Below are 18,248 nucleotides of genomic sequence, written 5' to 3' on the forward strand. Positions count from 1 at the left end.
GCAGTGAACCCAACTCCTGACATCAAAGTATACAGTAACTCTTGTTGGGGAGCAAATACATTTTTTGTATCGTTAGCAATAATCACGCTCCAGCCCAATTCTGGCATATTTTCTAAGGCTTTAATAGGAGCATAAGTAAGCAATTGCTTAGCTCCATCAATGCGATCGATATCTATGGCACTGTCAATTTTTTTGTTAGCTTGCATTTTGGCAAAAACACTAAAATCTGAGGCTGCATCTCTGCCGATCTGCTCAGCTTCTGTTGCCGAAAAAAACTTGCCATTGCCATCAATTAAATGGAATTCCTCTTTTTTTAATCCTTCAGAACTTCTGGTTAGCTTGTTTTGTGTTTCCTTAAAAGTCTGCTCTAAATAAGTTATGGGCGTGCGAGTCCTGATGACGGCGATAGTTTCGTTAGTATTGACATCCACAACCGGAGCCGCCGTAAAAATGGCATATTTGCCGTCTGTTGACTTTATAGGCTGCATAATTACAGCCTGATTAGTTTTTGTTACTTCCTGAAAATAGTCCCGCTTTCCCAAATCTACAATTTTTTCTCCACGGGATTGCAAAATAGTATTTCCCTTGAGATCGGCGACTGCAATGCTGTCGTAGCCTTCGTCTTCTTCTATATATTTATCTAACATGGCTTCCTTTTGAATGGTTGAAGTCGTTTGACTGACTCTGGGGTCGTTAAGTATGCTTAATCTTGCTAGTTGCTTGATATCTTGGTAGCGTTCTAACATAAAATTGCTGACTTCATTGGCAGTAGCGAGCGCCCGCGTTTCTTGATAATTAATTACATAGCTAGTGATACTTTGATTGGCTAAGAAAAAAGTTATTGCCCCAGTTAAAATTACGGGAATTGTTCCGAGGGCGATCGCAAAAACAATCGCTTTAATTCTTAAAGACATTTTTTTCATTGGTTTTTCATAATTATTAATGACTCATACCATTTGAGACTTGAGATTTTAGATGGGTGCATCTGGTTTTTGAAGAGGGCGAAGCATGACCGCATATAAGTTATTAGTTGTAATCCCATATTTTCTGCGGTCATGCTTCGCCCCTACGGATATATTCGCCTTGCGTGAGATGCACCGTTTTAGATTTTAGATTGAATAATTGGGATTGACTAATGAGTATCGGGGCTGAGAATACAGACTTACTGTTTAATTTTGTTTTCAAACTATCAGAACTTATAACTATGCTAAACAACTGCTTTTAAATCTAAAGCAGCTTCATTCAATTTTTGAGTGCCAATTTTAGTTTGAGTGATACCGCAAGCTGTTTGTGCTGCTGCTTGGTTGAGAGAGTTCATCGCTTCCACCACTTGTTCGATCGCGATTGCTTGCTGTTTGGCATTCAGCGAAATTTGCTGAGAACTCAAAACTACGTTGTTAATTGCATCAGCTACTCCAGCAAATGCTGCGGCAGTTTCCTCCGCAATATTTACGCCAGATTCTACCGTTTTAGTTCCTTCGTCTGTCACCATGACTGTTGAGTTGATCGCGCGCTGAATATCGGCGACTAAGAGATTTATTTGTGCGGCAGATTTTTTACTGCGATCGGCAAGTTTGCGAATTTCTGACGCGACAACTCCGAACCCTTTGCCGTGTTCGCCGGCTCGCACTGCTTCGACAGCCGCATTTAGTGCTAACATATTAGTCTGATTTGCTAAGTCGCTAACTACGGTTGAGATATTGCCAATGCGATCGGTTTGCTCGCTCAACTGCATAATTTGTCCTTGCATATCCTGCACTTTTGTTTTCAGTATTGCCATTGCTTCTAAGGTTTGTTCCACAGCTTTTGTACCGCCACCAGCTAAAGTTAAAGCTTGCATTGCTTGACTTGCGGCAGTTTCTATCTGCTGTGAAGTCGCCCTAGAAGATGCACCCAATTCGTCCATTGTGGTAGTAGTTTCATTGACTGAAACTGCTTGCTGGCTTGCCATTCGTTCCTGTTCTTCAACTGTGGCGGCAATCTGGGCGGAGGAACTGGCGATCGAACTAATTGTGCGATCGATAGTTCGAGCAATTCCTGACGAAATCAGCCAAGCAACAGTGGCGCCAAGCAGCAGTAGCAGTATCGAACCAAACACCAGCGTCGATACCAAAAAGCTTAAAGATGCCTTCGTGATTTTAGTTTCTTGCTTAATAATCTTTAATTCTGTTTCCCGAAATTCCCGGTTCAATTCCACGAATTCATTCACAAATTTGGTATACTTGCCTGTATTAAATATAGCGAGGGCTTCGGCTGTCTGATTTTGCTGAAATAAGCGAACTATTTCGTTAGAACCATCATAATATTCTTTGACCAGATCCAACATTCTCCGCAAACGGGCTTTTTGTTCGGAATTTTCAACAATCGGCCCTAGATTGATCCCTGACTGGCGAGCCAAGTCTGCACCTGTTTTAAAATCGTTTAAGAACTGCTGATTTTTATTAATTAAATAGCCGCGCATTCCCCGTACCATTTGCTCCGTACCTACGGACATATTACTTGTTTCTCCGATCACATTTTCTACTCTTTCCACTTTTTTGAAAGTCTCAAAAACCTGACTCGTAGTAACGAGAACTAAGACTGGCAACCCTAAATAAATAGCTGCTGGCGCTAGATATCCGACGAGCATCTTGTTTCTAATATTTAGTTTTTTAATGGATAAAAACATATTTTTGCGTTAATTTAAGATAGCATTTGCGTTACTAAGGTTGCGATCCTGCGATAGTGGTTGGGAGTCCGGCGTTGGCAACGGAAATGGGCCAGCCACTTCTGGGACTGATGCCGTCCAGTGACAGTAGAAAATAGTATCATAGCAAATTCTGTTCTCTTACTCTCTTTTCTTTAGTTTCGGGTGGCGCTGACATCGTTTTTGCAGGTGCGATTCCGATTTGGCCTTCAACAGTTGACAGTTGACAGTTGACAGTTGACAGTTTGAGAGCGACCTCTACTTAGAAGGAAGAGGATTGGAGTAATGAATAGTCGGATTTTAGTTTCTCCCGATCGGGGAGAGGCTTTCAAACAATTCTTTATGGTAAAATCTTTCTTCAAACCTCCTCATCAACAGCAACTCCTCCTTTTGTTAATAGTTTCTGCAAGTTCAGAACAGCGATAAGTTTTTCCTCGTAAAAAGCGGTGCCTCGAAGATATTCGCGGTTGGCCGAATTTAGTGCAGCAGGAATAGTCGCAATTTCTGCCACATTTAAATGTATAATATCTAAGATTTCGTCAACGACTATACCGGCGACCAAATCTTCAATTTCAACAACGATCGCCTTTGAGAGAGATTTTGTGTCGCCTGACATATTTAAAACATTCCGAATGTCCACTAGGGTGAGAATCTCGCCCCGCAAATTCATGTTGCCAATAATGCGATCGGGAGTGCAAGGAATTGGAGTTACTTGGCGAATGTCAGTGAATTCGCGCACTACAGCTAGGTTAATACCAAAGTATTCGCTGTTTAAAACAACTACGGCGAGGGACATATCAATTGCTGCGGAATTTTCGCGATCGCCCTGCTGCCTCAAATTCTGGGCCCTATCTCGAAAAATCGCCTTTTCTTGGGCTGTAGCATTCGGACAAAAAACGTGAATTTTGGCCAAAACTTTAGTATCTTCCACTAACAATTTTGGCTCTATTTCTAACTGCAAATTGGCGGTTTCTAGGTTGCCGGATGCCGCTGACAGTCCTGCATCGCTTGCAGACACTGGGATTTGGGCTTCTGTTTTGTCGGGAGAATATCGAATTAGCCGATCGAGATCCAGCAGCATAATCATATCGGCCCCGCAGCGGGCAAATCCAGCTAAAAAATGATGGGGGGCTTCTGGGTTGTCTCGCCCGTAAGATAGCTGGGGAGTTATGGCATCTGCGGGGATCTGCTTAACTTCGTTAACTCGATCGACAATGATGACAAGTCGAATTTCTTGCCATTCTATGACGATCGCACTATCTGTGACAGAATAGTCCTGCCAAACGTACCCAAAACGGAGATTTAGATCCATCACGGGCAGAATGGATCCTCTAAGATCGATCGCCCCAACAATATCTTGAGGCGCTTCGGCGATCGGTGTCAACTCCGGGAGAAAGAAAATTTCTCTAACGCAGCCGACTTCTACGCCGCACAGCAAACCGTTATGTTCAAATATAAGATACGGCTTAGTTTCCATATTAATTCTGACAATTTATCTAGTAAGACTTGCAAAAAACACATGGTTTATGCGATCGGATTCGGTTGGGTGCATCTGGGTTTGTCAAATATGTTTGTAGGGGCGAAGCATGACCGTAGTCAATATAGGATTATAACTAATAACTTATATGCGGTCATGCTTCTTCAGGCTTCAAAATTGAGATGCACCCATTCGGTTTGGCAGCGACACACCCACAAAAAACCAGGTTTTTAGATTTTCCCAGTGCGTCAGTTTTTTTGGCTGTACAATTTTACCAATTTTTTTTGAACATCAATCAATACTTGACTCGCTGTCATTTTTCCCTGTTGCTCGATCGGAGTATTGGGCGGCAGTTGTTTGAGAATATCGCAAGATGACTTGTACATTTTAATAGCTATATTTAGCTTACCTTCTTTATGGTATATATTCCCGAATTCGAGATAAGCTGAAACAAAAGATGGGCAAAGATAAATAACTTTTCTTAAATATATTTTAGCGGTTTCCAAGTCGTCCTGTTCTTCAGCAATCTGAGCTTGCAAATAATAAGGAAATACTGACATAGTATCTAGCTTACTAGCTCGCTTGCAGTATTCTACCGCCTGAGAATACTGGCCTAAATTTGCATAAATTTGAGCGAGCAAATAATCAGCTTCAAAATTTTGAGATTGCAGGTGGAGCGCCTGTTTTGCTTTATCAATTGCCTCAAAATAAGCTTTATTTTTTAAACAAGCTTTTGCCTCTAATATAAGCATCTGAGGCGTTTTGCTATCAGCTTTTTCGGCTGCAATTTTTGGGGATAAACTAGATATCTTCTTGTTCGCCAGATCGCCCTCTAAATAGCGACTTCGCAGCATCTTTCCCAGCCCGGTACCTGCTGTTAACAGCGACAGCGACCCGACATCCCCAAAATTGCCGTTAGCAAAACTAGCTGGCACCGTTTCCCCTTTCCTCGGTAGCAACTGACCGCTATGGTCGCCCAATTCCAATTTATTTCCCGATTCCCCAAACGCCGATTTTGTTTTAGATTCTGGTACAATCAAAGACTTTTTTTTACCTGGTTCCTCCTCTAGGACATTCTTGGCTTGATAAACAACCGACTCCGGGAAACTCTTTGGTTGAAAATCGTTCATCACGTGACTGTGAATTTCAGCGTGACCAGTCATTAAATATCCTCCAGGTCTTAGCGTTTTGGCAAACTTTTTCAATACCTGTGAAATATACTGAGCTTCAAAATAAACAAAAACATTTCGGCATAATATCAAATCCATGTTATGAAGATCTGTGTAAATATTAGGAAAATTATCTGTCACTAAATTTACAGATCTAAAGCTGACAAATTGGCGCAAGTTCTGGTCTATTTCCCAATCGGTTTTCCGCTGAGAGAAATATCGATTTTGCAGTTCCGGGTCAACTAAGCGAAAAGACCAAGGGCTATAAATTCCTCGCTGGGCTTTTTCTATTGCTGCTTGATTGATATCAGTACCTAAAATTAAAATTTTCCATTTGTCCCAATCAGGAATTAGTTGGTTTAAAATAATCAGTAAAGAATAAGGTTCTTCACCAGTCGAGCAGCCGGCACTCCAGATTCGCAGTCTTGGCTTAATTCCCAATGTCTCGTGCAATTTTCTTTTGTGTGCGATTAATTCCGGAAAAATCACTTTTTCTAGGAGCAAAAACTGTCCTTTGTCCCGCATGAAATAACTTTCGTTGGTTGTCAGCAGCAAGGCTAGTTCCTGCCATTCATTTTGACTTTCCGGACTCGAAGCGGCTAAAATCTGATAATACTTGTCGGGAAAGGCTATTTTTAAAGCTTTCATTCGAGTCAAAATTTTTCGAGACAAACCCGATCGATCTTGCGGGCGAATTTGTAAACCCGTGTGAGCGGCAATTAATTCAATAAATAGCTGAATTTCTGCATCATTCATGTCAACTCTGGTAAATATAGCCTTTCTCAGAAAGATGAGGTACTATCGGGCATCGGGCATCGGGCATCGGGCATAGGGCATCGGGCATAGGGCATCGGGCATAGGGCATCGGGCATCGGGCATAGGGCATAGGGCATCGGGCATCGGGCATAGGGCATCGGGCATCGGGCATAGGGCATCGGGCATAGGGCATAGGGCATCGGGCATCGGGCATAGGGCATAGGGCATCGGGCATCGGGCATACCTCATTTTTTTGATAACCGCTTTATGTTTATTTATAATCTGTTATTATAGGGGGTTGGGAATTAGTCAGTAGTCATTAGTCATCAGTCATTAGTCATCATTGGGAATTGGAAATTGGGGGTTGGAAATTGGGAATTAGTCAGTAGTCATTAGTCATCATTGAGGGTTGGGAATTGGGGGTTGGAAATTGGGAATTAGCCCGATCGCACTTACACACAAAAATCACAGCAACGGAAATAATATCACGTGCGGTCGATATACCAGAAGATTCTGGTCTACGCAGTGTACCACGCTACCAGAATCATGGTTAATTGAGCCCGCTTGAGATCGAAGGCAGCAGGTAGAAAACAGACAGCAACATGAAAAAAATTCGGCCGTTTGCCTTCTACCTGCTGCCTTCAAGGGGTAAGGTGCGCCCCGCGCACCCTACATGATGCCGATTCTAGATATAGGGCTGTTCACGCTGGAAAAATCCGCAGGCGGCGGTTGGGTTCTTCCCCAAAACTGTGGGATTTCAGGTGATAGTGTTCCACAAGTTCGTGCTGCATTTTGCGGACATTGGGAGAACGGGGTAAGAGTTCCACCGGCTGTCCCTTGGGAATGACAATTTGCTCGACAGCCAAGCGGGTTTCTTCGAGAGCTTCGAGTTCGTCAGAAGTACCGCTGCGGGCGAATAAGGCGAGGTCTGCCACTTCCGGGGTGCCCGGGTCGTCCATGTCCAACAGGCGCCGCAAAGCTCTCGCTACGTGGGGAATAGTCCCAGCTTTGATTGTGTGCAGGGGAACTTGGCGAGTTTTGGCCAAGTGCCTCAATTTTGACTGGTTCCGCACGTTCGATCGCAAAGCCAACACCACGTCAGCACTTTCAATATCCTTAGTCAACTGCACCGGCAGGTTCAGGGTGGAAATCACCTGTTCGAGCTGGTGGCGAGCTATGCCGTAAGGATAAACGTGGAGGGGCAAATCTTCGCCGTTAGGGCCGACATTCTGGGAATAACGACCCCGTTGCTGCGGTACAGGTTCCACGGACAGGGATTCTTCGAGGAGTTGCTCGAAATACCGAGTCTCAGGAAGTACCGGCGCGCTGTTAGCAGCGGTAGCAGCAGCGAATTTCTCGTTTTGAGGGGGCATCGGCACCATTTTCCCGGCACTCCGCCACCCAGAAATCGGCGTGACGGGCCGCATTGCTGATACCGCAGCGGGGCCTGAGGCGGAAGCTGGCATCCCTGGAAACCGGACGGGGGGAGATGCTGACTCGCGCTCGATCGTGACTTCTCCGCTGTCGCTGACGCTTCTGATTTGCTGGTTCGGTTCGCGTCCCCGCAGCAGGCTGTCGATCGAATCTGAGACTCGTTCGTGGATTACCCAGCGCTGGCGTTCGAGCATTTCGATCGCAATTTCAAAAGTTGGCGGTGATTTGCGTTCCAAAACTGTCTTTTGAGAACCGCGGCGCCGGGCCTCGTCATCTCCCAGCGTCACCGCTTGGATGCCCCCGATTAAGTCGGCCAGAGTCGGATTTTTCATCAAGTTTTCGATCCGGTTCCCGTGGGCGGTACCGACCAATTGCACGCCCCTTTCCGCGATCGTCCGAGCGGCCAAAGCTTCTAATTCCGTGCCGATTTCGTCAATCACGATCACTTCCGGCATATGGTTTTCCACTGCTTCGATCATGACTTGGTGCTGGAGTTCGGGACGCGAAACTTGCATTCTGCGAGCTCTGCCGATCGCCGGATGCGGGATATCTCCATCTCCAGCAATTTCGTTGGAGGTGTCGATGATTACCACCCGTTTTTCCAAGTCATCGGCGAGGACGCGGGCGATTTCCCGCAAAGCCGTGGTTTTGCCAACTCCGGGGCGGCCGAGCATCAAAATTGATTGACCGGTTTCCACTAAATCGCGGATAATGCCGATCGTCCCGAACACAGCGCGGCCCACCCTCAAAGTCAAGCCGATAATCTCGCCGCTGCGGTTGCGAAGGGCGCTAATTCGGTGCAGGGTTTGCTCGATACCGGCTCGATTGTCGCCGCCGAAGCTGCCGACTCGATCGATACAATAGCTGAGGTCTGCTTTGGAAACTGGTGTTTGGGAAAGAGGTTCGGCCAAGGATGGAAAACGAGCTTCTGGTAGACGGCCCAAATCCATCACAACCTCAATGAGATTGTTGCGCTGCGGGTGCTGCTCTAAGGGCTGCCGGATCTCATCTGGCACGATGTCTAATAGTCTGCTGAGGTCGTCTGTAATCTGCATTCGCCTCGGTGTGTTCGGTTCAGTGGACAGTGGACAGTGGACAGTTGACAGTTGACAGTTGACAGTGGACAGTGGACAGTTGACAGTTGACAGTTGACAGTTGACAGTTCGTGGATTACGCGTGGGGTTATAAACCCGGTTTCTACGAGTTTTGCGAACAGGAACGAGAAATATAGTAAGAAACCGGGTTTCACCTGGGTGCAAGTGCGATCGCGAAATCGCAAACTACAGTTGTTAGCTATCAGTTTTCAGTTTTTTTGATTAACAACTAACAACTGACAACTAACAACTAAAAACTAACAACTAACAACTGACAACTGTCAACTAACAACTAACAACTAACAACTGACAACTGTCAACTGTCAACTGTCAACTGTCAACTGACTTTTGATCTGGGAAACTAGAGAACGAGCTAAACTCACCGCCTCCGAGAGAAGTTCTGGGACGGCTTCGAGCTGAGTCAACCGAGGTGTTTGAACTTCGGCTGCGCCGCAAGGGACTGCTACCGGAACGGCAGAAGCTCGATCGGTCTGCATTGTTTCTAATTGTTCTAAAATTGGCGATAGCAAAACCCTGGCATAGCTGCCGTAAGCTACACCTGCAATGTATTGGACAGGAGGAACTGACAAATTTTTCCCGCCATCCAAAAGCAGTCCAGAGGCTCTCAGTTTGCTGACAGTGCGATCGTTAGTGCCGCCTGCAAGTTGCACGTATCCCGGCAACTGGGCAGCCAAAACTTTTTGACCGAGTTTGACCGCTGCTCTAGTAGTTCCTATTCCAATATCTCCACTCATCGGCCTACCATCGGTTTGCCAAATTAGGGGACAAGGCAGGGGGGAAATTATTTGATAGAGTGTCCGCAAATAATCAATCAAACCGTCTCCATCGGGGCAACTAATTGCTATTACTTTAAGTTGATCTACCCAGGGATCTATGCTCGACCAAAGTCTCGCAAAATCTGCCTCTCTGCCTACTTGCGTGTGGATTTCTAGGGCATCCGCACCGGATTGCAAGATTAAAGGTGCGATCGCGGCGGGAGCAGACACGTAAGAACGAGTGTAAATTAATTGGCTCGGACAAACAGGCAGACAGCGACCGCAGCCATAGCACTGCTGGTCTATCACCCCGGAAAAACCACTACCAGCACTCTGAAAAACTATTGCGGAGGCTGGACATATTTTTTCGCAGGGCCGCCAGCAGTCCGCCGGACAATCGGCTGGGTTGAATTCGGCTTTGCGAAAATGCGGGTCTTCTCCATCGTTTAAACTCACCATCAGCAAGGGCAACCCTTTGCCGCCAAACCTGCGGTTTTGAGTTTTTGCCTGTAATTCGCTGGCAACTTGTAGGGCTTCTTTCGCTGCTGCGACGGCGGCGGGATCTGCCGCGACATCGATGCAGTCAGCACCTGCCAAGGTGTAAGCCAATGTGAGATTCCGAACCGCCGGCAGGTGTTGAAAGCTCGCCCCACAGATCAGCTTGAACCAATGGCCATCTTTTAATGAGTTTAGTGGATGATAATGTTCTGTCACCCTTATATGCTAATCCTTTCAGCTAAAAATTACTATGCGAACATTTTTATAAAATTTTTACATTTAGGTCGATACAAGCTGGAAACGCTACTGATAGCAGTAGCTATGGCGCTGTTGGCTCTATATGTAGAGGGCTACCTGATTTTTTTTTCTAAATTTGATTTTTTCCAGAGGCGTTGCCGAGGGGGAATTTGTCGAGCTGGCGATCGCTTTTATTTAAAAGTAGACCTTTTACCATAGCATATTAGAGCGGTTTTAGCAACGATAGAATCAGCCAGAGATTTTTTAGAGATTATTTAACTGGTTCCCAGGCACAGCGAAAGGAACCTATCTCATATTATGTCCCGTCGATTACCATAACAAAAACGGTTCGTAGTGCGGACTTCAGTCCGCGGCATAAGAGCGGACTGAAGTCCGCACTACGAACCTTACTTATTGCAGTCAATCGACCGGACATGATATCACTCTTGCTCTGCCTCGGCACAGGATTAAGGAGGCTCTTCCTCCGGATCTGTGTTACCAGGCACAGCCTAGTAACGAGCAGACAACGAAATATTTCAACTGTTTTAGGCTTAGGTTGATATCAATGTGTGTTCCCTGAATAGAACTCAATTCATCTTCGTTAAGCCAGCGATTCAACTAGCTAGAATGCTTGCTGAGTCGCTTGTAAGCCGTAGCCAAAGCATTACTGTCACCGACATTTCCAGGAAACAAAACGACTGGTAAATCGGGAAATAGAGGATGATCTGGCTCGGTTTTTACAACAGAACAACCTGGAATAATTTGACCGATTTGCCTGATACTTTTCAGCGACAAACCTGTACTCAACACATCATTAGAAGTAATCCCGCCCTTGCTAATTAAAAAACCGATGTCAGCAGGCAGTCCCCGCACGACATCCATCAACAAAGCAGAAACAGCAGCACCAAATTTTAACCGGACTTCAGCATTTTCAAATTCTAGTTCCTGGCGGCTGGTATAAATTACAGGCGTTTTGCTATCTGCATGAGCAGTGCGAACTTTTTCGAGGATTTCATTGAGGAATTGAGCGCGAGACTCTGGCGAATCTTCTACTAAATGAGATACATCTATTTCAATGCTAGCTGTATTGGGTTCTTCTAACAAGCGTTCCAATTGATCGGTCGTTTTCTTGACGTGGGAACCAACTATTACTGCACCAGGTTTGCCGTCTTTCACGTATTCTGCCATTTCGTCGGCTGCTATTGGCTGCGGGCCGAGGTCAGCTAAGGATGTTAAGATACTCGCTCCACTGCGGAATAAAAACTTTTTGCCTTGACTAACTACATCAAGAATGTGTTTGGCAAATGTGTTTAAATCGCCTTGGCTTTCGCCGTCAACAACTGCACATTGGTTGTCTGTCATCTCCATCAATCTATCTAAACTTCCGTAGCGGATGTCTGCGAGTAAAATGCGATCGACTGTATCAGCGTGGATGCGACCTTGGGTTTTTTCTTCTACGTAGTCGGGCAGGTAACTGTGATGGTAGCCGAAGACTGAATCTTTAGCAAATTCGGTTTCGTGCACGGGGGTTTCGACGCTGTTAACCATGAGGTAGTGCACGCTGTTGCGGGTAATTCTGCCTCCTTCAAAAAAAGCGGGAATTAGAAAATGAGCGTCGAAGGGGCCGAGTTCTTCGGCGATTACATCGGTTTCGATCGGATAGTGACCGCGCAGGGTAGAATCGGAACGGCTAACGATTAGGAAGTCTTCGATTTCTTCGATCGCGATCGCCCTTTTGAGATTTTGGCACACTTCGCGGGTAACGGAGGCTGCTGTTTCGGGAGTTAGCGATCGAGTATTTGTCAGTATAAAAAAAATCGGGGACTTGTCCCGCAGTCCCAAACGCAGGGTTTCTTCGTCCCAACGTGTCAGCAGCAAGCAACTGTGCACGGTTTGAGAACCTGTGGGATCGTCATCGAGAACTATAATCTTTGGTTTGGTAGAAGACATACTGACCTGGTTGTTAACGTCACCTTTCCAAGATATCCTTACCTGTTACCTAACAGGTAAAAATTTACAATTATGATTTTTCTTAACAATTCTCATAAATCATAAATTTAAAAACGTGTTTGAGTTCGATCGCTTCACGGGTGCGCGTTGCTACCAAATAATACTATGCACCATGGGTGTCAACTTAAGTCTAAAACCAATTTAATGTGAAGTTGCACATATTTCGATCCCCCTAAATCCCCCTTAAGAAGGGGGACTTTGATCGGAATCTTGTCCCACCCCCTACTCCCCTTATCAAGGGGGGTGCCAGGGTGATCGGAATTCGGGAGCAGCCTCATAAAAAATTGGTATAAAACCTTTGTCTCTCTCGTTTATAGCAGAGTCCATATACCCCTCGCATCCCCATTCTTAAGGGGAACTTTAAGTTAAAAATACTCTTTTCCCGCCTTATTAAGGGAGGCGCCCGGGGTGTCGAGAGCCTTACTAATTGGCGGTGGCAGCGTTTTTTTACCAGAAATAATTGGTTGAAAGCCGGAACCCTTTGGCCTAGAAATTAAAATCAGACGATTCATTACTCCAATCCTCTTCCTTCTAGGTAGAGGTCGCTGTCAACTGTCAATTGTCAACTGTCAACTGTCAACTGAATTGGCAGCATTTCGATCTTGTAACTTTTTTATTTCTGCTTGAACTCCCACAGCTAGCTGCAAAGCTTCGTTGAGCAATCGCCCCGGCTGGCTCGATCGATCGCTAATTTGCAGGGCATTCAAAGTTTTTAAATTATTGGCAAACAGTTCTGAGTTAGTATCGACAAATTTTTTGTTTTCCCTGAGAATCCTCTCGGTTTTCAAAGCTCGAACTAAATCCTCTCTGATGAGCTGCAAGGCTTTAATAACTTTTGCGCGATCGCCTATTTTGACGTTCGGATTGCCAGCATCTTCGATCCGGTCATTAATTTCGATCGCTTTGATTATACCATTATAGCGATCGACATCATCAAAAAGATGGATTAAATCTTGGTTCCGGCTGCACCAAATTTTCCAGGCATCTTCCAAGATCAAACCGGCGATCGCACCCAAGTGCAGGGCCAACCACAACAAATAAGCCCTAGGAAATATCAATACCAGCAGCCAACAGCTAATTAGAACCAAAACAATTAAACTGACTGTTTTTAAAGCTTCGCGGGCAAATTTAGTCGCAGTCGCAGGCCGGTATACGCGATCGGGCCCCGCGCCGCTGAGGTGCTTGAGCTCACCGACAGTAATTTCTAATCCCTGAATGTCAGGTCGCATAAATCTTCACAAATATTTGTTAAATATAAAGTTTTGTGGTAGAACAAAGGGCTCGTCTACAATAAACCTAACACCTTTTTAACCAAAACCAAACTATGTCCGCACGTCCTATCTACCTCGACAACCACGCCACAACCCCTGTAGACAAACGAGTAGTTGATGCGATGCTGCCGTATTTTACCGAACAATTCGGCAACGCAGCCAGCATCAACCACGTCTACGGCTGGGAAGCAGAAGCAGCGGTAAAACAGTCACGACAAATCATAGCAGAAGCGATCAATGCCTCTCCCGAAGAAATTGTTTTTACCAGCGGTGCAACGGAAGCAAATAATTTAGCGATTAAAGGCGTCGCTGAAGCCTATTTCAGTAAAGGAAAGCACATTATCACAGTACAAACTGAACATAATGCCATTCTTGATCCCTGTAAATATTTGGAAAAATTGGGGTTTAGCATTACGGTTTTACCTGTGAAAAGCGACGGACTAATTGATATTGGAGATTTGATTAAAGCGATTAAGGCCGAGACAATTTTAGTTTCTGTGATGACGGCTAATAACGAAATTGGTGTGATTCAGCCGATCGCCGAAATAGCAGCAATTTGTCGCGGAAATGACATTTTGTTTCACACGGATGCGGCGCAGGCGATCGGCAAAATCCCCCTCGACGTAGAGGAAATGAACATCGATCTGATGTCTTTGACGGCGCACAAAATCTACGGGCCAAAAGGCATTGGTGCTCTCTACGTCCGCCGCAACAAGCCGAGAGTGCAGCTAGCCCTACAAATGCACGGAGGAGGCCACGAACGGGGAATGCGATCGGGTACTCTCTACCCACCGCAAATAGTCGGATTTGCTAAAGCAGTAGAGTTAGCAATTTCGGAAATGGAGGCGGAAACAGCACGAGTTGTGAATTTGCGGCAGCGTTTGTGGGAAAATTTGAGTGGATTGGGTGATGTTGTGATGAACGGTCACGCGACGAAGAGATTGCCGGGGAATCTTAATATTAGTGTAGGCGGTGTTGACGGTCAAGCACTGCTGTTGGGTTTGCAACCGGCGGCGGCGGTGTCTTCTGGTTCTGCTTGTACTTCGGCGAAAATATCTCCTTCTCATGTTTTAGCAGCGATCGGGCGATCGGACAAATTAGCCTACGCCTCAATTCGGTTTGGGATTGGTCGGTTCAATACCGCAGCAGAAATAGATGCAGTGTCTCAACACGCGATCGCAACTATTCAATCTCTCCGACAAGCTCAAAAAGTCATGAGTTAAATATAATACCTTGTCCGGGCGATCGACTACAATAAAATTGGTTTGTAGTGAGGACTTCAGTCCTTTGATTTTTGCGGACTAAAGTCCTCACTACAAACCTGTTGATTGCGGTTTGTAGTGAGGACTTCAGTCCTTTGATTTTTGCGTACTAAAGTCCTCACTACAAACCTGTTTACAGGACTAAATTTTATTTAATACAAATCATGTCTTACTTAGAACCAAACACCTCACGGACTCTATAAATCGGCTTTCCCTGAGACTCGTGATAAGTCCGCATCATGACTTCCGCCAACAAACCAAAACAAAATAACTGCACGCCAGTCAACAACAACACCACAGCCAAAATCAGCAAAGGACGATTGCCAATAATTTGACCGAAACCCAATTTGAGGACTGTCAAATAAATCCCTAAAACTGTTCCCAATGCCATCGAACTCATTCCCAAAAGTCCAAAAACGTGCATCGGTCGAGTCAGGAACTTCTTCATAAAAGAAATAGTCAACAAATCCATCAATACTCGAAAAGTCCGCCAAATCCCGTACTTGCTTTGACCGAAACGGCGCGCGTGATGTCGCACCGGAATCTCTGCAATTCTCGCGCCTTCAATAAACGCCAAAGCCGGCAAAAATCTGTGCAACTCCCCGTAGAGATTTAAGTCTGCAACTAACTCAGATTTATAAGCTTTCAAAGAACAACCGTAGTCGTGCAAAGTTACGCCCGTAACGCGACCAATTAACCAGTTAGCAATTTTAGAAGGAATCAGGCGGCTGATAGTATTGTCTTGCCTATTTTTGCGCCAACCGCTAACTAAATCGTAGCCTTCATTTAACTTGTCCAGCAACATCGGAATATCAGCAGGGTCATTTTGCAAATCGCCGTCTAGGGTAACAATAGCACGGCCTGTCGCGCGATCGAAGCCAGCGGACATGGCAGCAGTTTGCCCGTAATTGCGGCGCAAAAGCACAGCACAAAGGTCATCGCGACTACCGGCTAGCTGCTTGAGAAGGTCAGCAGAATTGTCCGACGAACCGTCATCTACACAGATAATTTGATAGCTAAGTCCAGATGGTTGAATCGCAGAGGCGATCGCCTCAATCAGATGAGGCAAACTTTCCACCTCATTATACACTGGCACCACGACCGAAACGTCGATCGCCACCTCAGTTGCAGCCTGCTGTTCAGCCAATTTTTCCAAAAATAATGCAGCGTCCATTGTTTTGTTAGATAACATCAGTTGTCATTAGTCATTAGTCAGCAGTCAGCAGTCATTAGTCATTAGTCAGCAGTCATTAGTCATTAGTCAGCAGTCAACTGTCAACTGTCAACTGTCAACTGTCAACTACTAACTAGGTTGATAACTTGCCACAACTTTACCATATCCGCGCAATTGCTGGTAATAAGCCCGACTGACTGCATCCCCATCATCCGACAAAACATCGATACCAATACCATCGCGACCTTGAGTTTTTCCAGAACTGTGAATGTAGCGATTTTCTCCGATATACAATCCTACATGAGTGGCTTTTTCCGGCGTACCAAAAAATACTAAATCTCCCGGATCTACATCGCTAACACTAATAATAGATGTAGTAAAAGCTTCTTGCTGGTAAGCATCCCTCGGCAACCAGATTCCCGCAGCCACAAAAGCAGCTTGCATCAATCCCGAACAATCATAATTTGGCCCGACTGTACCGCCCCAAAGGTAATAATTGGATTGGTGCATCGCCTCGCGAGTAAAAGTAATTGCGATCGACAATTTATCCCTAATTTGGGCTTCAGAAAGCACCAGAGGATGATACACTGTTTCTGTGACTTCGAGCAATTCAAGATCTCGAAGAGCCAGCCATCCCGGATAATCGTCTTCGCACAGCCGCACCATCACAGCCGTTGTATCCCCCTGCACAAGGGAATCTATGCCATCTCTCCCCCCCTTGTAGCGGTGCCCCCGTGCCCGCCCTGGCTGGGGGGGGTCAAAAAAAAGCAAATGTCGCCCCTGCGCCGCTTGAGTGGCCAATCGATCGCACTTTGGGGAATCGTAAATATTTATGTGCGATCGCGCCCGATACTCCACACCATCAGATAATTGATAATTGACCATTGCTAATTGCTAATTATTTGCTATTAATTGTTCGCACTTAACGATTTATTGCCATTAGCCAACCGCCAACCGCCGTTAATCGTCAGCAGTCAACCATTAACCATGACATTTTTCCACAAAGACGAACAATTAGAAACCCTCGGCAGTAGCATTATAGATGCAGTCCAGGCAGAATTTACTGGATTGAAGGGCGATCGTACAGCAGTAACCTGGATCGTCTACGATCCGCCAGTGCGAGTCAACACAGGTGGCGCCCTAAGTCCACAAGAATTTTGGAAATATCAACCCCGAGGCTTTAGCGCCAGGGCTTCCGAACGAATTTATCCCGCCAGCATCGTCAAACTATTCTACCTTGTTGCCATCTGGGAATGGACACAAAAAGGCATGATTCAAACATCGCCAGAATTAGAACGCGCCGTCCGAGATATGATAGTTGACTCCAGCAACGACGCCACCAGCTTAGTAGTAGACGCCCTCACCGGCACCACCAGCGGCCCCGAATTATCACCAGGCCCCTTTGAAACTTGGAAACAGCAGCGAAACCTCATCAACCGTTACTTTCAATCATTAGATTGGCCGGAATTACAAAACATTAACGCCAATCAAAAAACCTGGTGCGACGGCCCCTACGGTCGCGAGCGAGCATTTCTGGGAGAATTAATGGAAAATAGGAATATGCTGACTACAAATGCAGCGGCGCGTTTGCTGCATACTATCATCGGTGGCGTAGCTGTTTCTGCACAAGCATCGCAAGACATGATGGGTTTGATGAAACGCAGTTTAGAACCAGCAGCATTAGAAGCAGATCCCGAAAATCAAGTTACAGGTTTTTTAGGTGGCGGATTGCCAGAAAATACAAAATTGTGGTCAAAAGCGGGGTTGACAAGTCAAGTTCGTCATGATGCTGCTTATATTGAAATACCTGGTTTGCGGCCGTATTTGTTAGTTGTCTTTACCGAGGGGAAAGAGAATAGCAAGAATGAAGAGATTTTGCCTTTTATCTCGCGGCAATTTGTCCAAGCAATGAAGGCAATTGATTAAATTTAGTAGCTGATGGTTGCTGCTAAATAGATTCAAATACAGTATGGATTCGGGCAGAGAAATGGTAATTTTGTTTTCGTTAGTTTAAGGTAATTTCCCCCTTGGGCTAAGGTACGTAGTTGCGCTTCAGCGCTCTTTCCTAATCTTATAAATAGCGCTGAGCATTACTTAATCAGGGTTAGGAAAATGGATAACTTGAAAATTCAGCTATAGCGGATCTAGCTCTCATATGAGGTATGTTGTTGGGCTTCAGCCCTCTTAGTCTAAGCGGTTATCGAGCTGTCAGTTATACCTCATCTTTTTGAAAAAGGCTATATATTCACTGACTGGTTTGTTTTATTTTTTCACATTGAGTCGTTCCTATCGTTGCAGCAGCAATGCCGGAGCGCTTAAGCGCAACTACGTACCTTTTTTGTCTGTCCTTTATGCTTTAGATTAGCAATTCCGGAGCGCTCAAGCGCAACTACGTACCTTTTTT

13 protein-coding genes are annotated in these 18,248 nt (G+C 45.5%); 2 read left to right on the plus strand and 11 right to left on the minus strand.

The features are described from left to right. The 9 genes from JGK20_RS20940 to JGK20_RS20980 form a co-directional block, all read right to left on the minus strand. Positions 1 to 923, minus strand: a 923-nt coding sequence (locus JGK20_RS20940) for a cache domain-containing protein (RefSeq protein WP_293232006.1), incomplete at its 3' end; no start/stop codon positions are given. Positions 924 to 1,207: 284 nt separating this feature from the next. Then, positions 1,208 to 2,668 carry a methyl-accepting chemotaxis protein gene (locus tag JGK20_RS20945; RefSeq protein ID WP_293181620.1) on the minus strand — a complete coding sequence of 487 codons (1,461 nt, stop codon included), beginning with the start codon at positions 2,666 to 2,668 and terminating at the stop codon, positions 1,208 to 1,210. Between the two features lie 376 nt (positions 2,669 to 3,044). Next, complete coding sequence (locus JGK20_RS20950) at positions 3,045 to 4,163, minus strand: chemotaxis protein CheW (RefSeq protein WP_293181622.1); 1,119 nt, start codon at positions 4,161 to 4,163, stop codon at positions 3,045 to 3,047. A 248-nt stretch (positions 4,164 to 4,411) separates the two neighbouring features. Further along, the gene (locus JGK20_RS20955) at positions 4,412 to 6,088 is read right to left on the minus strand and encodes a CheR family methyltransferase (protein ID WP_293232008.1); all 1,677 of its coding nucleotides are present in this window, start codon (positions 6,086 to 6,088) and stop codon (positions 4,412 to 4,414) included. Between the two features lie 701 nt (positions 6,089 to 6,789). Further along, a complete protein-coding gene (locus JGK20_RS20960) occupies positions 6,790 to 8,577 on the minus strand; it encodes a R3H domain-containing nucleic acid-binding protein (protein WP_293181626.1) in 1,788 nt (595 codons plus the stop codon). Positions 8,578 to 8,939: 362 nt separating this feature from the next. After that, a complete protein-coding gene (ldpA, locus tag JGK20_RS20965) occupies positions 8,940 to 10,106 on the minus strand; it encodes a circadian clock protein LdpA (RefSeq protein ID WP_293210808.1) in 1,167 nt (388 codons plus the stop codon). A gap of 639 nt (positions 10,107 to 10,745) precedes the next feature. Then, the gene (locus JGK20_RS20970) at positions 10,746 to 12,077 is read right to left on the minus strand and encodes a four-carbon acid sugar kinase family protein (protein WP_293205235.1); all 1,332 of its coding nucleotides are present in this window, start codon (positions 12,075 to 12,077) and stop codon (positions 10,746 to 10,748) included. Positions 12,078 to 12,502: 425 nt separating this feature from the next. After that, on the minus strand, positions 12,503 to 12,649 hold the full coding sequence (locus tag JGK20_RS20975; RefSeq protein WP_293181632.1) for a hypothetical protein: 147 nt from the start codon (positions 12,647 to 12,649) through the stop codon (positions 12,503 to 12,505). A 57-nt stretch (positions 12,650 to 12,706) separates the two neighbouring features. Beyond that, on the minus strand, positions 12,707 to 13,366 hold the full coding sequence (locus tag JGK20_RS20980) for a hypothetical protein (RefSeq protein ID WP_293205237.1): 660 nt from the start codon (positions 13,364 to 13,366) through the stop codon (positions 12,707 to 12,709). Positions 13,367 to 13,461: 95 nt separating this feature from the next. Here JGK20_RS20980 and JGK20_RS20985 point away from each other — a divergent pair, with 95 nt between their 5' ends. After that, positions 13,462 to 14,631 carry an IscS subfamily cysteine desulfurase gene (locus JGK20_RS20985; RefSeq protein ID WP_293232010.1) on the plus strand — a complete coding sequence of 390 codons (1,170 nt, stop codon included), beginning with the start codon at positions 13,462 to 13,464 and terminating at the stop codon, positions 14,629 to 14,631. A 208-nt stretch (positions 14,632 to 14,839) separates the two neighbouring features. On the opposite strand, the gene JGK20_RS20990 is transcribed toward JGK20_RS20985, so the two are convergent. Further along, on the minus strand, positions 14,840 to 15,844 hold the full coding sequence (locus JGK20_RS20990; RefSeq protein WP_293181638.1) for a glycosyltransferase family 2 protein: 1,005 nt from the start codon (positions 15,842 to 15,844) through the stop codon (positions 14,840 to 14,842). 129 nt (positions 15,845 to 15,973) lie between these two features. Next, entirely contained in the window at positions 15,974 to 16,729 is a 756-nt protein-coding gene (locus tag JGK20_RS20995) for a C40 family peptidase (RefSeq protein ID WP_293232012.1), read from the minus strand. A 102-nt stretch (positions 16,730 to 16,831) separates the two neighbouring features. Between JGK20_RS20995 and JGK20_RS21000 the strand changes: the two genes are divergently transcribed. After that, entirely contained in the window at positions 16,832 to 17,770 is a 939-nt protein-coding gene (locus tag JGK20_RS21000) for a serine hydrolase (RefSeq protein ID WP_293232014.1), read from the plus strand. Positions 17,771 to 18,248: the final 478 nt, after the last annotated feature.

It is taken from the genome of Microcoleus sp. PH2017_05_CCC_O_A, assembly GCF_020738785.1.
Lineage (GTDB): Bacteria > Cyanobacteriota > Cyanobacteriia > Cyanobacteriales > Microcoleaceae > Microcoleus.